Source organism: Novosphingobium sediminis, from assembly GCF_007991615.1.
GTDB classification, from domain to species: Bacteria; Pseudomonadota; Alphaproteobacteria; order Sphingomonadales; family Sphingomonadaceae; genus Novosphingobium; species Novosphingobium sediminis.
Genome location: NZ_BJYR01000005.1, coordinates 180,806 through 201,021, shown reverse-complemented (window position 1 = coordinate 201,021; position 20,216 = coordinate 180,806). Strand labels below are relative to the sequence as shown.

15 protein-coding genes are annotated in these 20,216 nt (G+C 64.5%); 4 read left to right on the top strand and 11 right to left on the bottom strand.

Annotated elements, in window-relative coordinates; genetic code table 11:
- Positions 1-204: 204 nt before the first annotated feature.
- The 5 genes from NSE01_RS04180 to NSE01_RS04160 all read right to left on the bottom strand — a co-directional run bounded on the left by NSE01_RS04180 (position 205) and on the right by NSE01_RS04160 (position 7,084).
- Positions 205-2,292, bottom strand: a complete 2,088-nt coding sequence (locus NSE01_RS04180) for a PQQ-dependent dehydrogenase, methanol/ethanol family (protein ID WP_246135018.1) — start codon at positions 2,290-2,292, stop codon at positions 205-207.
- A 193-nt stretch (positions 2,293-2,485) separates the two neighbouring features.
- Complete coding sequence (locus tag NSE01_RS04175; protein ID WP_147158363.1) at positions 2,486-3,079, bottom strand: TetR/AcrR family transcriptional regulator; 594 nt, start codon at positions 3,077-3,079, stop codon at positions 2,486-2,488.
- Positions 3,080-3,084: 5 nt separating this feature from the next.
- Complete coding sequence (locus tag NSE01_RS04170; RefSeq protein WP_147158362.1) at positions 3,085-4,335, bottom strand: thiolase family protein; 1,251 nt, start codon at positions 4,333-4,335, stop codon at positions 3,085-3,087.
- Entirely contained in the window at positions 4,332-5,867 is a 1,536-nt protein-coding gene (locus tag NSE01_RS04165) for a class I adenylate-forming enzyme family protein (RefSeq protein ID WP_147158361.1), read from the bottom strand. Before NSE01_RS04165 ends, NSE01_RS04170 begins: the two co-directional genes overlap by 4 nt.
- The gene (locus NSE01_RS04160; RefSeq protein ID WP_170233756.1) at positions 5,864-7,084 is read right to left on the bottom strand and encodes a cytochrome P450; all 1,221 of its coding nucleotides are present in this window, start codon (positions 7,082-7,084) and stop codon (positions 5,864-5,866) included. The genes NSE01_RS04165 and NSE01_RS04160 overlap by 4 nt, the downstream gene beginning before the upstream one ends.
- 141 nt (positions 7,085-7,225) lie before the next feature.
- On the opposite strand from NSE01_RS04160, the gene NSE01_RS21145 reads away from it, so the two are divergent.
- Both NSE01_RS21145 and NSE01_RS04155 read left to right on the top strand, forming a co-directional pair.
- Positions 7,226-7,543, top strand: coding sequence for an EthD family reductase (locus tag NSE01_RS21145; protein ID WP_170233755.1), 318 nt, complete (start codon positions 7,226-7,228; stop codon positions 7,541-7,543).
- 12 nt (positions 7,544-7,555) lie between these two features.
- Positions 7,556-8,296 carry an SDR family oxidoreductase gene (locus tag NSE01_RS04155; RefSeq protein WP_147158359.1) on the top strand — a complete coding sequence of 247 codons (741 nt, stop codon included), beginning with the start codon at positions 7,556-7,558 and terminating at the stop codon, positions 8,294-8,296.
- Positions 8,297-8,433: 137 nt separating this feature from the next.
- On the opposite strand, the gene NSE01_RS04150 is transcribed toward NSE01_RS04155, so the two are convergent.
- The 3 genes from NSE01_RS04150 to NSE01_RS04140 all read right to left on the bottom strand — a co-directional run bounded on the left by NSE01_RS04150 (position 8,434) and on the right by NSE01_RS04140 (position 13,486).
- Complete coding sequence (locus NSE01_RS04150) at positions 8,434-9,996, bottom strand: fatty acyl-CoA synthetase (protein WP_147158358.1); 1,563 nt, start codon at positions 9,994-9,996, stop codon at positions 8,434-8,436.
- A gap of 92 nt (positions 9,997-10,088) precedes the next feature.
- The gene (locus tag NSE01_RS04145; protein ID WP_147158357.1) at positions 10,089-12,503 is read right to left on the bottom strand and encodes a TonB-dependent receptor; all 2,415 of its coding nucleotides are present in this window, start codon (positions 12,501-12,503) and stop codon (positions 10,089-10,091) included.
- A gap of 56 nt (positions 12,504-12,559) precedes the next feature.
- The gene (locus tag NSE01_RS04140) at positions 12,560-13,486 is read right to left on the bottom strand and encodes an alpha/beta hydrolase (protein WP_147158356.1); all 927 of its coding nucleotides are present in this window, start codon (positions 13,484-13,486) and stop codon (positions 12,560-12,562) included.
- Positions 13,487-13,788: 302 nt separating this feature from the next.
- Between NSE01_RS04140 and NSE01_RS04135 the strand changes: the two genes are divergently transcribed.
- Positions 13,789-14,835: a helix-turn-helix domain-containing protein gene (locus NSE01_RS04135; protein ID WP_147158355.1), complete on the top strand. Its 1,047-nt coding sequence runs from the start codon at positions 13,789-13,791 to the stop codon at positions 14,833-14,835.
- An 18-nt stretch (positions 14,836-14,853) separates the two neighbouring features.
- On the opposite strand, the gene NSE01_RS04130 is transcribed toward NSE01_RS04135, so the two are convergent.
- Both NSE01_RS04130 and NSE01_RS04125 read right to left on the bottom strand, forming a co-directional pair.
- Positions 14,854-16,350: a flavin-containing monooxygenase gene (locus tag NSE01_RS04130; RefSeq protein ID WP_147158354.1), complete on the bottom strand. Its 1,497-nt coding sequence runs from the start codon at positions 16,348-16,350 to the stop codon at positions 14,854-14,856.
- 208 nt (positions 16,351-16,558) lie between these two features.
- Positions 16,559-17,671: a histone deacetylase-like amidohydrolase gene (locus NSE01_RS04125; protein WP_147158353.1), complete on the bottom strand. Its 1,113-nt coding sequence runs from the start codon at positions 17,669-17,671 to the stop codon at positions 16,559-16,561.
- A 327-nt stretch (positions 17,672-17,998) separates the two neighbouring features.
- Between NSE01_RS04125 and NSE01_RS04120 the strand changes: the two genes are divergently transcribed.
- Positions 17,999-18,856: an alpha/beta fold hydrolase gene (locus NSE01_RS04120; protein ID WP_147158352.1), complete on the top strand. Its 858-nt coding sequence runs from the start codon at positions 17,999-18,001 to the stop codon at positions 18,854-18,856.
- Between the two features lie 7 nt (positions 18,857-18,863).
- On the opposite strand, the gene NSE01_RS04115 is transcribed toward NSE01_RS04120, so the two are convergent.
- Positions 18,864-20,045, bottom strand: a complete 1,182-nt coding sequence (locus tag NSE01_RS04115; RefSeq protein ID WP_147158351.1) for an acyl-CoA dehydrogenase family protein — start codon at positions 20,043-20,045, stop codon at positions 18,864-18,866.
- Positions 20,046-20,216: the final 171 nt, after the last annotated feature.

The window sequence follows — 20,216 nt, the reverse complement described above, 5'->3', positions numbered from 1 at the left end:
GTTGAGGTTGGATACCATGCCTTGTCAGTTACATAAGCAAAACCGGCTTGTCGATTGTTGCAGGTTGCTGTTCGTCGATGAAAACCATCAGATGGCTAGCCCGCAATTGCTGTCGCGCCGGTGAACGCGATCACGGCCCACAGACGCAGAAAAGGGCGGGGCCACGCGTCCCCGCCCTTTGTTTGCGGTCGGAAGGCTCCTGCCTCAGCGGCTGGCGAGCGCCTTGTCCTCGTTGGCGCGCTTGATGATGTACATGCGGATGTCCTCGGCATCAGCCGGCTTCAGCGCAGCCTTGAACGAGACCATGCCCATCTGGTGCAACTGGCCGCCGATCACGATGGCCTTCAGCGCATCGGCTGAGGCAATCACGCCCGAATGCCGCAGATCGGGGTTGAGGCTGCCCGAAATGGCGGCGTCGCCATGGCACATCGCGCAATAGCGGCCATAGAGCTGCCCGCCATGCGTGGCCTGCGCTTGCGTGCCGGTAAACGGCGGCGGATCGAGCACCATCTGGTTCATCGGCGGCGGTGCGGGCAATTCGCCTTTGGCGCCGAGCTTGAACACGAGGAGGCGGCTGATGTTGCGCCCAGCGCCGCCCTTGTTGGCCAGCACGCCGGTGGCGACGTCCCAGACGCCGCCCCACCCGGCGAGGACGGCGACATACTGTTCCCCGTCGATGGTGTAGGTCATCGGCGCGGCAATGATCCCGGTCTGAGCCGGGAACGACCACAGCTGCTCGCCCTTGTCGGCGGTATAGGCGACGAATTCACCGCTCGAGGTGCCCTGGAACACAAGATTGCCCGCGGTCGAAAGCACGCCGCCGTTCGACGGACCCTTGAGTTCGATCTTCCACGCCGCCTTCCGGTTTGCGACGTCCCACGCGACGAGTTGGCCCTTGGTAGCCGCCTTGGCGCCTTCCTGGATCTTGAGATCGGCAGGCATCGAGACGGCATAGCCATCCATGCCGATCTTCCAGCCAATGGCGCCCGGCTTCCAGTCCTTGGCCGCGAGGTAGGGCCAGCCGGCGAGGTTGGTCGGGATGTAGAGGTAGCCGGTCTTCGGGCTGTAGCTTTGCGGCTGCCACGAGTGCGCACCCACCGCGCCGGGCAGGCTGACGAAGGCCTTGCCGGTCTTCTCGTACTTCGCATCCGGATTGATGTTCGGACGGCCGGTTTCCGGATCGAGACCGGTGGCCCAGTTGACCGGGACCCACGGCGTGCCGGAGAGGAACTTGCCGGTCTTCACATCGAGCACGTAGACGTGCCCGTTCTTGGGCGCGTGGAGCGCGACGTGGCGCTTCTCGCCATTGATGACAATGTCGGCCACGGTGATTTGCTGATCGGAATCGAAGTCCCAGCGGTCTTCCGGCGTTTCCTGATAATGCCAGGCGTATTGCCCGGTATCGGCGTTCACCGCGACAATCGAGGAGGTGTAGAGGCTGTCGCCCGCGCGGCCGTTGGCTGCGGGATTCCACGGCTCGGCATTGCCGGTGCCGAAGAGGACGAGGTTGGTTTCGGGATCATAGGTGATCGAATCCCACACGGTGCCGCCACCGCCGAGCTCCCACCACTTGTTGCCCCAGGTCTTTGCGGCAGCTTCGTGAGCGGCCTTGTTGATGCCTTCGGCGCCGAAGCCCTTGGCAGGGTTGCCCGGCACCGTGTTGAAGCGCCAGACTTCCTTGCCCGTTTCGGTGTCGTAGGCGGCGATATAGCCGCGGGCCATGTATTCGGAGCCTGCGGCGCCGATCAGCACGCGGCCCTTCACGATGCGCGGGGCGCCGGTGATCGTGTAGTCGGTCTGGTTCGGAACCGTCACCTTTTCCCAGAGAACCTTGCCGGTCTTCTGGTCGAGCGCCAGCAGGCGGCCATCGAGCGCTGCCACGAACAGCTTGTCGCCATAGAGCGCGACACCGCGGTTCACGGCATCGCAGCAGGCGCGGTAGAGCGTGGAGCGCGGCACCTTGGGATCGAACGCCCACAGCGGCTTGCCGGTCTTGGCGTCGTAGGCCTTCACCATAGACCACGCGGTGGTGACATAGAGCACGCCGTCATGCACCAGCGGGGTTGCTTCCTGCCCGCGTGCAGAATCCATGTCCGCGTACCAGGCGAGGCCGAGCTGATCGACGTTGTATTCGTTGATCTGCTTGAGCGGGGAGAAGCGCTGCTCGGCATAGTCGCCGCCATAGGTCAGCCATTCAGCCCCCGGCACGGAGCGCAGCATCGCCTCGGTAACCGTCGCCATCGCGCCCGGCACCGCAATGGCGCCTGCCGCCAGCGCCAGGCTGGATGCCAAGCCAAGCTTTCGCATAAAGGAAATGCGCATAAATCTACCCTCTCCTCGCGGCCCGGCGTTATCCGAGTCCCTGTTTATCGGCTATTTGAACCACCACACCTGATTGCACCATATGCTGCGCTTCAGCGCGATGATCCGTTTGGCCATTTTTCTGGCTTTTTCTGCCTTTTTACCAAGCCGGTGAGGGGCAGGATTACGCTCCCTTTTGCCGCAGCATTCCGATGAAGGCACCGGCGATGTCACCGGGCGTATAACGGCCCTTGCGATACCAGGTCTGCGACCAGTTCAGGCTGCCGAACAGCGCGACCTTGAACAGCCAGCGATCGGTCTCGGGCGGCAGCGGCAGCGCGGCGATCAGCTTCTCGAAATGGCGTTCGTAGCGGTCGCGCTCCGCATTCAGCGTGGGCAGCATCTCGCCCGGAAACGAGCGCACGAATTCGGGATTGACGATGCGGGCATAGTCGCCGCCATCGAGCAGGATGGAAAGGTGCGCAGCGCAGGCCGCCTCGATCGCCTGCCACGGATCGCCGCCGGTCGTCTCGAGCGCCTCGTCAATCGCGGCTTCGAAGCGGGCGACGCCCTTGCGGTAGACCGCGATGAGCAGGTCTTCCTTGGACTTGAAGTGGTAGTAGAGCGATCCCGGCAGCATCCCGACCGCGCCCGCAATGTCGCGGATCGAAGTGCCGTCATAGCCCTTGGCGGCGAACATCGCGGCAGCGGCATCGAGCAGCGCCTCGCGCCGGTTTTCGCCGCCACGTGCTTCGATTTTTGGGGCACTTGCGGCCATGCAGATCAGTCCTTCTGCAGGATCATGACCGAACAGGCCGCTTCATCAAAGCCCATCACGCCGCCGCCGTTCTCAGCGAGCGCGAGGCGTGCGCCGCTGACCTGCCGGGGCCCAGCCTCGCCGCGCAGCTGCAGCATGAGTTCGTCGATCATCGAAAGGCCGGTCGCGCCGACGGGGTGCCCCTTGCTGACAAGGCCGCCCGAGAGGTTGATCGGGATCGAACCGCCCAGCGTGGTCGCGCCGCTTTCAACCAGCCGCCCGCCTTCGCCGATGGCGCAGAAACCGAGCATTTCGGATTGGTAGATCTCGCAGAACGAAGTCGCGTCATGGACTTCGGCGAGGTCGATATCCTGCGGGGTGACACCGGCAGCCTTGTAGGCCCTTTCGGCGGCGAGTTGGGACAGGCCCGGCTCGTCCAATTGTCGGTACTTGCCCGCCGTCATTGTGCTTGCAGCGATGCGAACGGCGCGGGCGCGGACGGCGGCGGGCTGGCGGGCGAGCCATGCGCCGGAGCAGACCAGCGCAGCGGCGGCGCCATCGCCGATGGGCGCGCACATCGAGCGGGTGAGCGGCCAGCTGACCGGGCGGTCGGCCAGCACTTCGTCCACCGTCAGCGGGAAGCGGTATTGCGCCTTCGGGTTGTGGACCGAGGCGTTGTGGTTCTTGGCGCAGGCCATCGCGATCTGGCGTTCGGTGGTGCCATGGGTGCGCATGTGCCACGCGGCCTGCATGGCATATGTGTCCATGAAGATCGTGCGGCCGGGGCCGGGCTCGAACGGCTTGCCGGAAGCCTCGCCCGCAGCGGCGTAATAGGCAAGCCACTCCTCAGGGTCGTACTGGTCGATGCCGCCGTCGAAGAGCGCCTTGGTCCGTTCGGGGTGCGCAGGATTGAAGGTCTTTTCGACACCGAAGGCAATGCTGAGGTCGGTCTGGCCGCTCAGCACGTCCTTCCACGCGCCGTGGAGCGCGATGGAGGCCGTGGCGCAGCCGCCTTCGACGTTGATGACCGGCACGCGTTCGGGGAACAGCCCCTCGCGCACCAGCGGGGTTAGGCAGACCTGCCCGCGAATGCTGCCTTGCCCATCGGTCCACATGCCGCAATTGCCGAACCAGGCCATGCCGATGTCGTTGCCGTTCGCCAGCCCCGCATCGGCGAGTACGCCAAGATAGACCTCGCGCGTCAGATCCTTGAAGCTGCGGTCCGGAAACTTGCCGAAGGCGCTGGAATAGCTGCCGACGATGTAGACGTCCGTCATTCGGCCTTCTCCCAAAAGGTTGCGCGCAGTTCGCGCTTCAAGACTTTGCCCAGTGCGTTGCGCGGGAATTCGGCGCGGAATTCAAGGCCCGCCAGCCGCTGCGTCTTGGCGAGGCGGGCGTTTGCCCATTCGAGCAGGGCGGCGGCTTCCGGCGTCCCACGCGGGATGACCAGCGCGAGCGGCGTTTCGCCCCACTTGGCGTGCGGGATACCGATCACGGTCACGTCCTGCACTTCAGGGTGCTGGCCAATCACGGCTTCGAGATCAGCTGGGAAGATGTTGAAGCCGCCCGAGAGGATCATGTCCTTCTTGCGGTCGACAATGTGGAGGAAGCCTTCCTCGTCGATCATGCCGATGTCGCCGCTGCGCAAGTATTCGGTGCCGGCCTCGTCGCGCCACAGGATCGCGGCGTCGAGGTCGGGCCGATTGTGATAGCCGGCCATCATACCAAGACCGCGCCCGACAATCTCGCCCGGTTCGCCGCGCGGCACTTCGCGGTCGTCCTGGCCGATGATGCGCATGTCGAACCCGAGTACCGGGCGGCCGACGGCGGTGGGGCGGGCAGGATTGTCGCCGGGCTTGCGCATGGTCGCGAAGCCTTCGCTGAAGCCGTAGAGTTCGTAGACGTTCGGCGTCATCCGCTCGATCACGGCCTCGCGCGTATCGGGCCGGAGCGAGGAGCCGGCGGAGAGCAGTGCCTTGAGGCTGGAGAGATCGTGCCGCCCCAGCGCAGCATCGTCCAGCGTGACGATGCACTGTGTGGGGACCATGAAGGCGTGCGTGACGCGGTGCTGTTCGATCAGCGCGAGCGCGCCGGACGGACTGAACTGTTCCATGATGACGATGGTGGCGCCCAGCAGCAACGGCGGCAGTACCATGAACATCGTGCCGTTTGAATAGAGCGCCGTGGTGACGAGCGTGACGCTTTCCCGCGTCATGCCGAGTTCGAGCGCATTGGACCACGCGAAGTGCGTGCGCGCGCCGTGGCTCTGGACGATGCCTTTGGGGAGGCCGGTGGTGCCGGAGCTGTAGATGATGTTGAAGCGGTCGTCGGGCTGGATGCGCACGGCTGGGTCGGTGTCCGGCGCGGCGGCGAGAAGGGCTTCTCCCGCTTCCCAGCCTTCAGCCTCGAAACCGATCGCGATGCGGCGGATCCCGGCGGGCAAGTTTGCCCCTTCGATGAGGGCGCGGTTGGAGGATGATACGAACACGGTTTTCGCGCCGCTATCGGCCATCATCGTTGCGATCTGGGCACCGGTGAGGAGGCCGCTGATCGGCACCATGCAGGCGCCTGCGCGGACAATGCCGAACATGACCTCCAGCATCTCGAGCGAATTGGTCATTACCAGCGCGACCGGTTCGTCATGCTCTATGCCGAGGCGGATCAGCGCATTGGCAACCCGCGCGGTGCCCCTGTCGAACTCGGCCCATGTCAGCTGGCGTGTCCCGCAGATGGCCGCGATCTTGTCCGGTGCGAAGCGGGCATGGGTTGCCCACACGCTCGCCATGCCGAATGCGGGGGCCTCGATCATCCCGTCACCATCGGCATTTCGCGCACGCCGCGCATGGTGAGGGTGTCCATGTATTCGGCCGTATCGCTGGCCAGTGCCACGTTGGGGAAGCGGGCGAACAGGCGGCTGATCGCGATGCGGCCCTCCGCCCGCGCGAGCGGCGCGCCGAGGCAGAAGTGGATGCCGTGGTTGAAGGTGAGATGGCGGTTGGGCGAGCGGGTGATGTTGAACTGCGCGGCGTTTTCAAACACCGCCGGATCGTGGTTCGCGGCATTGACCATGGCGTAGACGCGGTCGCCCTTGCGCAGCTGCTTTCCGCGCATTTCGAAGGGTTCCTTGACCACGCGCACCACGGCGCCGGTGGGGCCTTCAAACCGCAGCATTTCCTCCACCGCGCTGGCGGCGAGCGACGGGTCGGCCAGCAGTTTGGCCTTCTGGTCAGGATTGGCGAGCAGCGCGCGGATGCCGTTGCCGATGAGGTTCGTCGTCGTTTCGTGCCCAGCGAAGAGGAACAGGATGCACGATCCGATCAGCTCGTCCTCGCTGATCTGGCCGGTTTGCTGCAGCATCACGAAGTGCGAGATCACATCGCCGCGCGGGTGGACCTGCCGCTCCTTGGCGGCGGTGCGGAAATAATCCGCCATGGCCACGATCCCGGCGCGTCCGGTTTCGTACTTGTCGCCCGTGCTGGTGGCATTGCCGAGGAAGGGCTGCAACTGCATCGACCAGTCGCGCAAGGCTTCCATATCCTCGCGCGGGATGCCGAGGAGGTCCATGATGACGCTAGCGGGGAGGGGGTTGGCGAATTCGCTGATGCATTCGAACCGGCCATCCCCACGCGCGGCAATCCTGTTGAGCAGGCCGTCCGCCAGTTCGGTGATGCCGTCTTCAAGGTCGCGCATCACCGCAGGCGTCACGACCTTATTGAGCAGGGTGCGCAGGCGGGTGTGATCGGGCGGATCCTTGAACACGACCCACGCGTTCAGATAGCGGATCAGATCGCTGAGCCGCGCGCGTTCCTCGCCTTGCTGGCTCTCGAAAAAGGGCGTCAGCCGGTCCGATGTCACGCCGCTGTTCATCTGCACGGACTTCACGTCGTCATGCCGGGTCAGCACCCAGCCCTTGAGCAGCGGCGACCAGTGTACCGGATCTTCCGCCTGCAGGCGCAGCAGCGTGTCCAGCGGTCGCTGGATGACGTCCGGATCGCGCGGATCGAAGACGAGTGGAGTGGTGGACATGGCCTTCAAAAAGCTCCCGATAGCGCGGTTTGCTATCATCCAGCCCTTGCCATAGCAAACACTTGTTTGGTAGCCTCCGGACGAAGGCGCAAGCGGGCGGCAAGGCCCCCGATCATCGACACGCGCCGCGGGAGAGAACAGATGCTCAAGCTCGTTGCCGTGTGGTCGGCGCCCAAGCCGGAAGACCGCGAAGCCTTCGAAACCGCCTATGCCAATGTTCATGCGCCGCTCGCGCGCGCGCTGCCCAATCTCACCAGCCTTGAGACGATCCTCGTCGCCGAAGGGCTGGAGGGCGCCGAGGCCGGAGCTTACCGCTTTGCGATCATGACGTGGGCTGACAAGGCCGCGATGGAGCGCGACGAGCAGACGCCGGAATGGCTGGCGCTGCGCGCGGATGCGGGCGGGATGATCGAGCGCTTCGGGGTGACGCTGGTGTCCTCCATCGGCCACGTCGGCTAAGGGGCGCGCACCATGTCCATTCTCGTCACCGGCGGCACCAAGGGCATCGGGCTTGCCATCGCCAAGCGCTTCGCCAAGCCCGATACCGATGTGTTCCTGAACTTCCGCGCCGATCAGGCCTCGGCCGACAGCGCAAAGCAGGAGATCGAGGCGCTCGGCGCGCGCTGCCATCTGATTCAGGGCGATGTGAGCACGCCGGAAGGTGCACAGGCGGTTGTCGCTGAAGTCGCGGCAAAGACCGACCGGCTGGACCAGCTCGTCCACTGCGCGGTGAAAGTGCTGCCCGAGCCGCTGCTGACCGTCGATCCGGTGACCTTTACCGAGGCGATCAACCTCAACGGCACAGCGCTGGTCTATCTCGTCCAGCCTGCGGTGAAGCTGTTCCGCCGGGGCAGCACGGTGTTCTTCCTCTCCAGCCGTGGCAGCCGGACGGTGATTCCGAACTATGCCGCAGTCGGCGCTGGCAAGTCGCTGGCGGAAGCCCTGATCCGCTACCTCGCGCGCGAATTGGCGCCGCTGGGCGTGCGGGCGAATTGCGTTGCCCCCAGCGCGGTCGATACCGAAGCGCTGCGGCAGGTCTATGGCGAAAAGACCGAGGAAATCCTCGCCGCCGCCGCTGCCGCCAGCCCGAGCGGGCGCAACGTGACGCATGACGACTATTGCAGCCTGATCGAATACCTCGCGAGTCCCTCGGCCGCGATGATCCAGGGGCAGGTGGTGTTCGTTACCGGCGGGGAGTATCTCGCGGCTTAGAGCGACGGCATAAGGCCGAGCCCAGTTCCTTCGGTTCGTCATTGCGAGCGTAGCGAAGCAATCCAGAGCGGCACGCATATACGCTCTGGATTGCTTCGCTACGCTCGCAATGACGAAGGTGGGGTGCGGATTGTTCGCTAGAGCAGTGAAAGCCTGAGTTCGCGCTTGAGGATCTTGCCGCTCGCATTGCGCGGCAAGTTCTCGGCGAAGACGACCTTCTTCGGCACCTTGAACGCCGAAAGGTGCTCGCCGCAATGCGCCAGCACGGCTTCCACTTCGAGCGCGTGGCCGTCGCGCAACACGATCACCGCGGTGACGGCCTCGATCCACTTGGGATCGGGCATGCCGATCACCGCGACTTCGCTGATCGCCGGGTGCTGGTAGAGCACTTCCTCCACCTCGCGCGAGGCGACGTTTTCGCCACCGGTTTTTATCATGTCCTTCTTGCGGTCGACCACGGTGATGTAGCCCGCTTCGTCGGCCACGCCGAGATCGCCGCTGTGGAACCAGCCGCCGGCAAAGGCGTCTGCCGTCCGTTCCGGATCGTTCCAGTAGCCTGAAAGGAGTTGGGGCGAACGGTGGACGATTTCGCCGACTTCGCCCGGCGCCACCGGCTGCATCGCATCATCGACGATGCGGGTTTCGACATGCAGCGTGGGCCGGCCCGCCGAGCCGAGGCGGTCGGCGTGTTCTTCGGGGAACAGGATCGTCGCGACCGGGGCGATTTCGGTCTGGCCGTAGAGGTTCCACAGGCGCAGCTGCGGCATCCGTGCGTTCATTTCCCGCAGCACTTCGACCGGCATGATCGAGGCGCCGTAATAGCCCTTCTCCAGCGCCGATAGGTCCGCCGTTTTCATCAGCGGCGAGCGGAGCAGCGAGATCCACACCGTTGGCGGCGCGAAGAACGAGGTGGCCTTATGCCGCACCAGCAGTTGCAGCACGTTGTCCGCAGCGGGCGAGCCGGTGATGATATTCGTGGTGCCGACATGGAGGGCAGGGCCGATCATGCAATCAAGCTGCGCGCAGTGGAACAGCGGCATGGCGTGGAGCGCGATGGTGCTCGCCGTCCATTCGCAATCGATGATGCAGCTCTGGTATTCCCACAGCACGGCGTTGTGCGAAAGCATCGCGCCCTTGGGCCGTGATTCCGTGCCGCTGGTATAGACGATCTGGAGCAGATCCTCGCCGCCGCGCGATTGCGGGGCGATGGGTTCTTCGCTGAAAAGTTCGGTCCATTCGGGCAGGCCGGCCGGTGGCGGCGCATGTTCACCGGGAATGCCGAAGACATGTTCGAGCCTGTCGCCCAGCGCGGCAAGCGCCGTGTCCTTCGTGGTTTCGTCGACGAAAAGCACCCGCGCGCCCGAGTGATCGAGGATGTAGCGCACGTCCTCGGCATTGAGCATGAAATTGATCGGCACGAGCACCGCGTCAGCCCGCGCGATGGCAAAGCGCAGCGCGATGAAAGCGTGGCTGTTGCGCGCAAGGATGGCGATACGGTCGCCCGCCTGCATGCCAAGGCGCTTGAGGCCCGAGGCGAGCCGTTCGACCTCGCGGTGAAAATCGGCGTAGCTCCATGTTACCTCGCCGCAGATGATCGCGGTCTTCGCGCCATGGCGTTCTGCCGAACGTGTGAGCATGGCCGAAAGCGATTGCGACCGCGCGCGGGCGATGACCGGATCGGGGAGCGTTTCCGCAGGCATGGCAATCCTTGGAGCTGAGGGTGGAGCAGGGAACGATACGCAGCAAAAAGGGAGCAGCGCCAGCGGCACTGCTCCCCCCTTGAACGCGGTGCTTACTTGAAGCGCACCTTGAGCGAGACACCGTAGGTAGCCGGCATGCCGGTCGCCTGGGTGATGATGTTGTTGTACGAGATCTTGTTCTGGACGTTGAAGGTGTTGAACACGTTCTTGCCCCAGGCCGAGATCGTCAGCTTGTCGCCCGGGAAGGTGTAGCCCATCCGCGCATCGACCAGCGCGTAGCCTTCAATGCGGAAGGCGGTGCGGTCGATCCAGCGGTTCACCCCGTTGTCGGGGATCTGCAGCTGGCTGCCGGCGATGTAGGCATCCTGATAGGTGCGGTAGTTGATGCCCGCACCAACGAAGACCTCGCCGCCCGCGGCGGTCGGCACGCGGTAGTCGATATCGCCGACCAGCGACCACGACGGCGCGAAGGGCAGGCGGCTGCCGGCAAAGTCCTTCTGATCGCCGAACACGGTGATGCCCGAATACTGATCGACCTTGGTCTTCAGGTAGGACATCGAGCCCGACAGCGTGAGACCGGCGGTCGGACGGATCGCAACGTCGGCTTCGACGCCGAAGATGTGCGACTTGGGCACGTTGTCGAGGCGCTGCAGCAGGCCGAACAGCGCGGTGTTGACCGTGCCCTGGATCTGCTTGTCGCGGTAGTCCTGATAGAACACCGCGCCGCTCAGCGAGATGGCGTTGTTCATCAGGCGGGTCTTCACGCCCGCTTCATAGGACGTCACCGATTCCTGCTTGGCCGGCTTGAACACTTCCTGCGTGGCGCCGGTGATCACCGGGAACGCGCCCGCCTTGTAGCCGCGCGAGATGTTCGCATAGATCAGCGTGGTCGAGCTGGGCTTGAAGTCCAGACCCGCGCGCCAGGAGACGTTGTCTTCCTTGAGCGTGATGTTGATCGGATCGCCCGGCAGGTTGGCCGCGTTCAGCGAGATACAGTCCCCCGGACCGATCGGGATGTCCTTGCCGCCCAGCAGGTTGCCGAGCAGGCGGAACAGCGCCGAAAGCTGCTGGTCGCCCGTCGTGTCCGAACCGCACATGCGGTTCTTGTTCTTCGAGCTGGTGTAGCGGATGCCGGCCTTGAACGTCAGCTTGTCATTGATGTCGTATTCGCCGTTCGCAAACACGGCGTAGTTGTCCATCCGCCCGCGGTTCTGCACGTTGGATTCGTGGATGAAGTTGGTGCCGGCGTTGCTCAGCGAGTTGGCGCCATAGGTGATGATCTGAAGTTCGTTCACCTTGCTGTGGTTGTAGTTCGCACCGAGCGTCCAGCGGAAGCGCTCGCCGGGCGCCGAGGCGTTCGAGATGCGCAGTTCCTGGTTGAAATCGTCGATCGTGCCATCGCCGCGCGGGTTGTCGACCAGTTCGTACTGCGAACCGTCAAGGTCGAACGCCATGTTCTGCTTGAGGTGGTTGTAGGTGGTGATCGAGGTCAGCGTGACGGTGTCGGTCACGTTGTAGTCACCGCGCAGGAAGGCCTGGAAGATCTTGCGGTTGCCGCGCGGACGGGCCGATTCCGTATCCGACTGGGTGCCGACACCGCGGCGGCCCGAGTTCGACCAGTTGGCCGCGCGCAGGTTGCGCGGGGCGAGCGGGGCGTTGAGTTCTTCCGGCGTCGGGGCGGCGGGGTTCGAAGGCAGCGAGGCGATGATCTGCAGCGCCTGCGGGTCCGAACGGTCGACCGAACCGTTGACGTTGAGTTCGAACTTGAGACGGTCAGAGGCCTGCCAATCGGTGATCAGGCGCGCGGCGATGTAGTTCTGCTCGCCGTTCTTGTCGTCACGGGTGAAGTTGTACTGCCAGTCGTCGCGGTGCATCGCATCGATAGCGAGGCGCATGCCGACGGTCTCGCTGACCGGGCCGCTGACGAACATCGAGCCGTGGACTTCGTTGAAGCGGCCATAGTCGAGGTTGAAGCCGGCCTGGAGTTCCTTGGTCGGCTTGGCCGCAACGAAGTTGATCGCGCCGCCGGTGGAGTTCTGGCCGAACAGTGTACCCTGCGGGCCCTTGAGCACTTCGACGCGCTCAAGATCATAGAGCGAGTGGCCGGCAAGGACCGGGAAGGGCATCGGGGCCTGATCGAGCGAGAGGCTGACGGCGGGGTAGACGCCGAGCGAGTCCGAGTTGAAGCCGATGCCGCGCAGGGTGAACACCGGCGTGCCGTGGGTCGAGGGCGCGAGCGCGAGGTTCGGGACCGCCTTGGCGAGTTCATCGAGCCGCACGATGCTGCGCTTGTCGAGCAGCGTGGTGTCGAACGCGGCGACGCTGGCGCCGACCTTGCTGATGCTTTCACTGCGCTTGTTGGCGGTGACGATGATTTCGCCGACCGGGGCTTCTGCAGCCGCTACGGTTTCCGCAGCCGGTGCCGGGGCGGCGAATGCGGGTTGGGCGATGCCTGCAAGGCCCATGGCGGTGGATGCAACCAGTACGGTGCGCCGGATGTTTCTCATTTCCCTCTCCTTTTAGTTGTCGTTTTGTTGTTGTGGCGTTTGGCTGACGGGGATCGTCAGCCGCTCACCAGATCTGCGAAAACGCCGATCGCGCGCCTCAGGATGCGATCGGCGGTTGGGAAGGCGGCCCGCATGGTGGCAAGGCCGTGGATGAGGCCCTTGGCCTCCATGAAGTGAACTTCCATGCCCGCCTCGGCCATGCGGCCAGCCATTGCGCGGCCTTGGTCGCGCAGCGGATCGAGCCCTGCGGTCAGGATGACGGCAGGCGGCAGCGCGGCGGGCAGCGGATGGAGCAGGGGCGATGCTGCGGGGCTCGTCGCATCGCCATCGGCGGGCAGGTAGTCCGCCGCGAACCGGGCCAGCAACTTGGCGTCGAGGATGAAGCCCTCCCCGAACGCCTTGTACGAGCCGCGATCGGGCGCGGTACAATCGAGCCAGGGATAGACGAGGAGCTGCGCCTTGACCTTGTCGGCACCGAGCATGGCAGCGACGTGAAACGCCAGATTGCCGCCCGCGCTGTCGCCCGCCGTGGCAAGGCCGGTGACCGGTGCTTCAAGCTCTGCCGGGCTCCCGAGCACGAACTCTGCTGCTGCGATGCAATCGTCATGGCTTGCGGGGAAGGGGGCCTCGGGCCCCATGCGGTAGTCGACGGCGACGACGCGGCACCCGGTCAGTGCCGCAATGGTGCTGCAGACGGGATGGTGCGTCTCGAGATCGCCGATCACCCAGCCGCCGCCGTGCATGTAGAGCACGACCGGGCCGGCCGCCGCGGCGCCGGGGAAATAGGCGCGCAGCTTGCAGCTTGGCCCATCGATGTCCGTCCAGCGCACGCCTTCTTCCGGCTGCACATCGAACAGCGCGCCCATCTGCAGATAGACCGCGCGCATGTCCGTCGCCGAAAGGTCGGCGAGGTGCGGGCCGCCCTGCTCGGCAATTCCGGCGAGCACGGCTGCGGTTTCCGGCAAGACAAACGGTTGTTCCATCAAAGGGCTCCTGCGAACTGCAAAAACACGTTTTGCCCGCTGCGGACAGCCGCGCAGGCTTTGGCAAGGGATTGCCACATCAAGGCTTGTTCAGGGCCGCCAAGTGTCGTCAAATCTGGCTTCGCGGCAAACATCTGGAAAATAACGATAACCCCCAAAGCTACTGCCATCTATTTGGAAAGTTAGGCCAATGGTGGGCTTCGCACCATGACGCTGCGCGCCAAGTTATTGACGGATGTGGCCAGCGCCCGCTACGTTCCTCCAAAAAAGGCAGCACAAGGGTAAAGAGGAGGGGATGGAGCATGGACTCCAATGTACTCTACGCGACGTTGCCGGACCTGAGCGCGAGGATCATGCGCAGCGCCCTGGCAAGCCAGACCAGGGTTGATTGGGATGATTTTTGCCGCACCAGCCATATTCGGCCGGTGCGTCTTGACGCCAATTCCGGCCAGCTTCTCGCGCAGGAAGAATTGCAGCTGCAAAAGTCGTTCGCCGCTTGCACGGCGGGCGCCCGAACGATGTGGTTCGATGTCGGCTTGCGCTATCGGGCGATCAAGTTCGGCGAGCTCGGCCTTGCCATGATGACCTCGCGGACGCTCGGCGAGGCGCTGCAGATCGCCTGCCGCTGCCAGGCGCTAACCTATTCGCTCATCAACTACCGTTATGCCTCGGCGCCCAACGGCGCCTTTGCGCTCATCGGCAGCTACGGAAAGCTGTCAGAAGATCTGCATGATTTCTCGCACTACCGCGATCTCGGCGCAATCCGGACGCTGGTGGCCGATCTGATGGGCGGGGACTTGCCGCTTGAGCGCGTCACGCTCGCCGCTCCGCCGCCGCCAGATTGGGAACAGCAGCGCCATCATCTGCCGTGCCCGGTGCAGTTCAACGCAGAGCAGACGGAGTGGGTGTTCAAGCCGGGTGCGGCGAAGCTGCCACTGCCGATGGCGGATCACGATCTCGTCACGCTTTACAGTTCGCGGTGCGACAGCATCCTGCGCCGCGCACAGACTGACGGCACGATCAAGGGGCGGCTCGCCGCGCGCCTCAGCCGCAGCGAGAGCGACTTTCCGACCGCGGGTGAAGCCGCGCGGATGCTCGCCTTGTCCGAACGCACGCTGCACCGGCGGCTGGCCGAGGAAGGAACGCGCTTTTCGGCGATGATCGACGAGGCGCGCTATAGCCGCGCGCGTGAATTGCTGGCCGAAGGGCAGCTGGCGATCGAGCAGATCGCCGTCGCGGTCGGGTTTGCCGAACCCTCCAGCTTCTCGCGCGCGTTCAAGCGCTGGTCTGGCATGGGTGCGCTGGAATACCGGCGGCAGGCCCAGACGAAGAACAATCGCTTCGCCTGAGGCCTGCCTCGCCGCAGATTAGCTGTAGGCGAATTCGGCGCCGTCCAGATCGACCGCCGGAATGTCTTCAGCCTCGCGCCAGTAGTCTTGTGTGTGGCGCCATTCGGGCTGCTCACCAAGGCGCTTGGGCAGCTTGTCCATATCGCGCATCAGGTAGCTGGGATTGAAGTTGTCGTCCTCGATCCACGGCAGCAAAGGCTCGTTTGCCAGCGCCGGCGGGATCACGATGTTGACTTCCTTCGCGCCCTTTTCGTCCATGTGCCGCAGCATCCGGCACACGAAATCGCCAAGCAGATCGACCCGCAGCGTCCATGCCGCGCGGAAATAGCCGAACACCCACACCATGTTGGGTACACCCTCGAACATCATGCCGCGATAGGTCGCCTTCTCCGACCAGTCGACTTCCTTGCCGTCCACTTCGAACGTGATGCCGCCCATCATCAGCAGCTTGAACCCGGTCGCGGCCATGACGATGTCCGCCTTGAGCTCGTCGCCCGAGGCGAGCTTGATCCCGTCAGCCGTGAAATGATCGATGGTGTCGGTGATCGCGGTCACCTTGCCGTCGCGGATGCGCTCGAACATGTCGCCATCGGGGATGAACGCGAGGCGCTGCTGCCACGGGCGGTAGCGCGGGGTGAAGTGCGGTTCGAACTGGAAGTCCGGACCCGCATACTGGCGGATCAGTTCCTTCAGTTCCTCGAACACCATGTCGGGCTCTTCACGCGCGCGGTGGTCGAGCATCTTGAGGTTGTGGAGGTAATCGAGCCGCACGCAGCGGTGCACGGTGTCCTCGTCCACGCCGATCTCGCGCAGGCGGTCAGCCAGATCGCTGCGGTTGGGATAGCAGTAGAAGTAGGTCGGCGAGCGCTGCAGCATGGTGACGTGCTTGGCCTTGTCGGCCAGCACCGGGATCACCGTTGCGGCGGTTGCGCCCGAACCGATCACGACGACTTCCTTGCCGGAATAGTCGACGCTGTCGTCCCACAGCTGGGCGTGGATGAGCTGGCCCTTGTAATCGCCCATGCCCGGCCAATCGGGCAGGTAGGGGTTCTTGTGGTCGTAGTAGCCCTGGCACATCCAGAGGAAATTGGCGCGGTAGGTCGGCCCGGCCGAACCGTCGGCCTTGCACGTCTCGACCGTCCACAGCTTCTCGGCGGTCGACCACGAACAGCGCGTGATCAGCGTGCCGAAGCGGATCGAGCTGTTGAGGTCGTTCTCGGTCAGCACGTCGCGCAGGTACTTGCGGATCTCCTCGGCGGTGGCGATCGGCGGGCCGATCCACGGCTTGAAGCGATAGCCGAAAGTATAGAGATCGGAGTCGGACCGGACGCCCGGATACTTGTGGGTATCCCAAGTCCCGCCGATGTTCTCCTTGGCTTCGAGTATCACGAAGCTCTTGTCGGGGTTCTGCGTCTTGAGGTGATAGGCGCTGCCAATGCCGGAGATGCCTGCGCCGACGATCAGGACGTCGAAATCCTGCGTCTTGCCGGCACTGTCCTGCTGCGGTCTTTCCATTACTTCGCTCACATCCAGCTCCACTGTGGCCTGCCTGCCGCCGAGGTACGGCGCGGCATGATTGCAGTGTGGAATGTCACTCAAGGATGCAGTGCGATGCAACGTCGCCAGCCGCCAACAATCTGGCCGGGACCGCCATTTTAGGACGCCAACGCAAAAGGGCCGGCGTTGCCGCCGACCCTTGCTGCAGTTCGCGCGATGCGAGCGCTTAAAGCCCTGCGCCCTCGCGGATTTCCTCGATCAGCTGGAAGTGGAACGCCAGCATGCGGTCGTCCGGCTGCTGCGGGCCGAAGAAGTCCATCTCGGGATCGACGACTTCGGTGCGCACGCCCGCCAGTGCCTCGATCAGGGTGTGGCCGCAGAACGGCACGTAGGCTTCCGAATAGCCGCCCTCATGCACCACCGCGAGGCGGCCGCCGCACAGCTCATCCGCCACCTTGACCATGCGTTCGGTCATCTCGCGGTAGCTTTCCGAATGGAGCATCTGCCGCGCGAGCGGATCGGCGGCATTGGCATCGAGGCCGCTGGCGATCACGATCAGATCGGGCTGATAGCGCTGCAGCGCCGGGATCACGACGCGGTCCAGCGCGCGCAAGTACGTCTCATGGCCGCTGCCGGCGGGGAGCGGTACGTTGAGGTTGGCGCCAAGACCTTCGCCTTCGCCGCGATCGTCGTGGCCCGAATAGCCCGGCGGGAAGCAGCGGTCCTGGTGGATCGAGATCGTCAGCACGTCGCCGCGATCATAGAAGATGCTCTGCGTGCCGTTGCCGTGGTGCACGTCCCAATCGACCACCGCAACCTTGCCGAGGCCGTGCTTCGCCTTGGCTGCATCGATCGCGATGGGGATATTGGCAAGGAGGCAGAAACCCATTGGCTGATCGGCGAGGCAGTGATGCCCGGCCGGCCGGCACAGCGCATAGGAATTGCGCGCGCGGCCGGTGACGACGGCATCCACCGCCTCGATGGCAAGGCCGGCGGACAGCGTCGCGAGTTCGAAGCCGCCCTTGCTGAACGGCGCGAACAGGCCGAGCTCGCCGCCGCCGGCATCGCTCACCCGCTTGAATTCGTCGATGTAGCTGGCGGGGTGGATGCGCAGCAGATCCTCGCGCGTGGCATGTGCGGCGCTGCGCACCTCAAGATGCTGGTCGAGGCCGGAGGCGCGTACCAGATTGAGCAGGCGACGCTTCGAGGCAGGCGTATCGGCGCCGTAGCTGCCCGAAGGCGGCTCGACCCAATCGCCGATCGGAAAGAACAGCGCCTGCACGCCCGTGCAGTGCCAGAAAGTGCGCTCGTCGGTCAGAAACAGCGTCGCGTCGCTCATGTGATCTCCCCCTCCGCTGGCGGAGCACAAGTCTGTACCCGCCGTGTTTGGTGCCAGCACCGTGGTCCGGTGATAGAGCCCACCGGCATGATTATCAGGGTTCGGCCTAGGGTTCGTCCTGTCGAATCTGCCTGTGCACCAATAAGGGCGGCGCATCCGTTTCGCTGGCTTGGCCGATGCGGCCATTCTGGATTGCTCTTGGTGAAACCGGATTGCGGCGCCTCGGTATTTTGGGGGTTCGCGGCACCACATTCGACTGGCAGATGAGCCTGTGCTGCGCTCACAGGCGGGGGCGCAGCATTCCGCGAGCGAGGTGACCACCACACGATGACCAATTCCAGCCAAGACGGACGCCTTCGCAAGATCGTCTCGCGCGATCAGCTTGCGCTGGTGGCCGACGATGTGGGGCCGATGACTGCACCTGTCGTGATCCTGATGCACGGCGGCGGGCAGACCCGCCACAGCTGGTCCGGCGCGGCGAAGGCCCTCGCGAAGCGCGGCTACCGCGTCATCAATGTCGATCTGCGCGGGCACGGGGAAAGCGAATGGTCCGAAGCCGGCGCCTATTCGCTCGATGACCGAGTCGCCGATGTCGAAGCCATCGTGGCGCAGCTTGAACAGCCTTTCGCGCTGGTCGGAGCCTCACTCGGCGGGGCGACCTCGATTCACGCGGTGGCCTCGGCCATCCAGCCCGCGGCGGTTGTGCTGGTCGATATCGTGCCCCATCCGGAGCCGGAGGGGATCAACCGCATCGTCGGGTTCATGCGTGCCCATCCCAACGGTTTTGCAACTCTGGACGAAGCCGCCGACGCCGTGGCTGCCTACAACCCCGAGCGGCCGCGCCCGCGCGATCCCAAGGGCCTCATGCGCAATCTGCGCGAGCGGGAGGATGGGCGGTTCTATTGGCACTGGGATCCGCGGATCGTGTCGGAACGGCCTGAGGACTTTCACGAGACGATGCAGAACTCCGCTCTCTCGCTGGCGGAAACCGGTGTGCCGGTGCTGCTGGTGCGCGGGCTCAAGAGCAATGTGGTCAGCGATGCCGGGATCGCCGCCTTCCGCGAACTTGTGCCGCATCTCGAAGTCGCCGATGTCGGCGGGGCGGGCCACATGGTCGCGGGCGACCGCAACGACGCCTTCAACGACGCCGCGATCGCCTTCCTCGTTCAGCACATGCCGCTTTAGAAACGCCTTACTGCGCCGCCTTCCAATCGCGGCGCAGCTTCTTGGCGAGGCTCCACTTGTGGACTTCGGTCGGGCCATCATAGATGCGGAAGGCGCGGATTTCGCGGAACATCGTCTCGACGATGGTCTTGTCGGTCACGCCCATGCCGCCCATCACCTGCACGCACTTGTCGGCCACGCGCATCAGCGCTTCGGACACCGCGACCTTGGTCATCGAGCTTTCGACCGTGCCGAGTGAGCCGGTATCGAGCACGCCCGCGCACCAGTCGATCATCAGTTCGCATTGCTTAAGGTCGATCATGTTTTCGGCGAGCATGAATCCGACGCCTTCGTGATCGATCAGGTGCTTGCCGAAAGCCATGCGGCGGTTGGCATAATCGAGCGCGATCTCCTGCGCGCGCATGCACCCGCCCAGCCAGCGCATGCAGTGCGAGAGGCGCGCCGGGGAAAGGCGGATCTGCGCATACTTGAAGCCTTCGCCCGCATCGCCGAGCATCTGGTCAGCGGGCACGCGCAAGTTGTCGATGGTGATCTCGGCATGGCTGCCGGGCATCGAGCTGTCGATCGTGTTCGGCACGCCGGTGATCTGGATCGCGGGATCGGGCAGATCGACAAGGAACATGCACGCGCCGCCCTTGCTGTCCGGATCCTCGGACTTGGCCATCACGATGCCGACCTTGGCGCCCTCGGCCCCGGTGATGAAACACTTCTTGCCGTTCACCACCCAGTGGTTGCCGTCCTTGCGGCAGGTCGTCAGCATCATCGAAGGGTCCGCACCCGCGCCGTTGAGTTCCGCCGGCTCGGTCATCAGGAAGGCCGAACGCGCGCGGCCCTCGACCAACTGTTTCAGGAACCGTTCCTTGAGGTCCGGGCTGCCGACATGGCCGATGAGGTACATGTTCCCCTCGTCCGGCGCCTGCGTGTTGCAGGCCAGCATGCCCAGCGGGGTGAGGCCCGATTTGATCAGGATGACCGCCGTTTCGCGCTGGTTGTAGTGGCTGCCATCAGGACGGATGTGCGGGGTGAGCACCCCAGCCTCGCGGGCCAGTTCGCGCATTTCCATGACGAGTTCGTCGGTCGGCGCGCCGTGGTGGTCGCGGCGGGGATCCTGCTCGTAGGCGAAAATCTTCTCACGCACGAAAGCCTCGACCTTCGCTGCCATTTCCAGCGCTTCGCTGCTGATCGTCATCGTGCGGACCTTTCCAGGAAAATCGAGTGGTATGTGCAAGCCGCCATGCGGGCGCCGCCGGTACGAATCAACTCCTCGGATTAGATAAAACTCGGCGCGGGATGGTCCGGCCCGGTGATCCCGGTAATCCTGCGCTTACCGCATGGCGGCGGTCTGCAGGGCCTCAAGCCG

What these genes read in the sequence shown, in the direction of transcription:
- NSE01_RS04120 (WP_147158352.1), top strand. Translation starts at nt 17,999, where the DNA reads ATGACCAATTCCAGCCAAGACGGACGCCTTCGCAAGATCGTCTCGCGC.
- NSE01_RS04140 (WP_147158356.1), bottom strand. Translation starts at nt 13,486, where the DNA reads ATGGAACAACCGTTTGTCTTGCCGGAAACCGCAGCCGTGCTCGCCGGA.
- NSE01_RS04170 (WP_147158362.1), bottom strand. Translation starts at nt 4,335, where the DNA reads ATGACGGACGTCTACATCGTCGGCAGCTATTCCAGCGCCTTCGGCAAG.
- NSE01_RS04175 (WP_147158363.1), bottom strand. Translation starts at nt 3,079, where the DNA reads ATGGCCGCAAGTGCCCCAAAAATCGAAGCACGTGGCGGCGAAAACCGG.
- NSE01_RS21145 (WP_170233755.1), top strand. Translation starts at nt 7,226, where the DNA reads ATGCTCAAGCTCGTTGCCGTGTGGTCGGCGCCCAAGCCGGAAGACCGC.
- NSE01_RS04115 (WP_147158351.1), bottom strand. Translation starts at nt 20,045, where the DNA reads ATGACGATCAGCAGCGAAGCGCTGGAAATGGCAGCGAAGGTCGAGGCT.
- NSE01_RS04135 (WP_147158355.1), top strand. Translation starts at nt 13,789, where the DNA reads ATGGACTCCAATGTACTCTACGCGACGTTGCCGGACCTGAGCGCGAGG.
- NSE01_RS04165 (WP_147158361.1), bottom strand. Translation starts at nt 5,867, where the DNA reads ATGATCGAGGCCCCCGCATTCGGCATGGCGAGCGTGTGGGCAACCCAT.
- NSE01_RS04130 (WP_147158354.1), bottom strand. Translation starts at nt 16,350, where the DNA reads ATGGAAAGACCGCAGCAGGACAGTGCCGGCAAGACGCAGGATTTCGAC.
- NSE01_RS04160 (WP_170233756.1), bottom strand. Translation starts at nt 7,084, where the DNA reads ATGTCCACCACTCCACTCGTCTTCGATCCGCGCGATCCGGACGTCATC.
- NSE01_RS04155 (WP_147158359.1), top strand. Translation starts at nt 7,556, where the DNA reads ATGTCCATTCTCGTCACCGGCGGCACCAAGGGCATCGGGCTTGCCATC.
- NSE01_RS04125 (WP_147158353.1), bottom strand. Translation starts at nt 17,671, where the DNA reads ATGAGCGACGCGACGCTGTTTCTGACCGACGAGCGCACTTTCTGGCAC.
- NSE01_RS04145 (WP_147158357.1), bottom strand. Translation starts at nt 12,503, where the DNA reads ATGAGAAACATCCGGCGCACCGTACTGGTTGCATCCACCGCCATGGGC.
- NSE01_RS04150 (WP_147158358.1), bottom strand. Translation starts at nt 9,996, where the DNA reads ATGCCTGCGGAAACGCTCCCCGATCCGGTCATCGCCCGCGCGCGGTCG.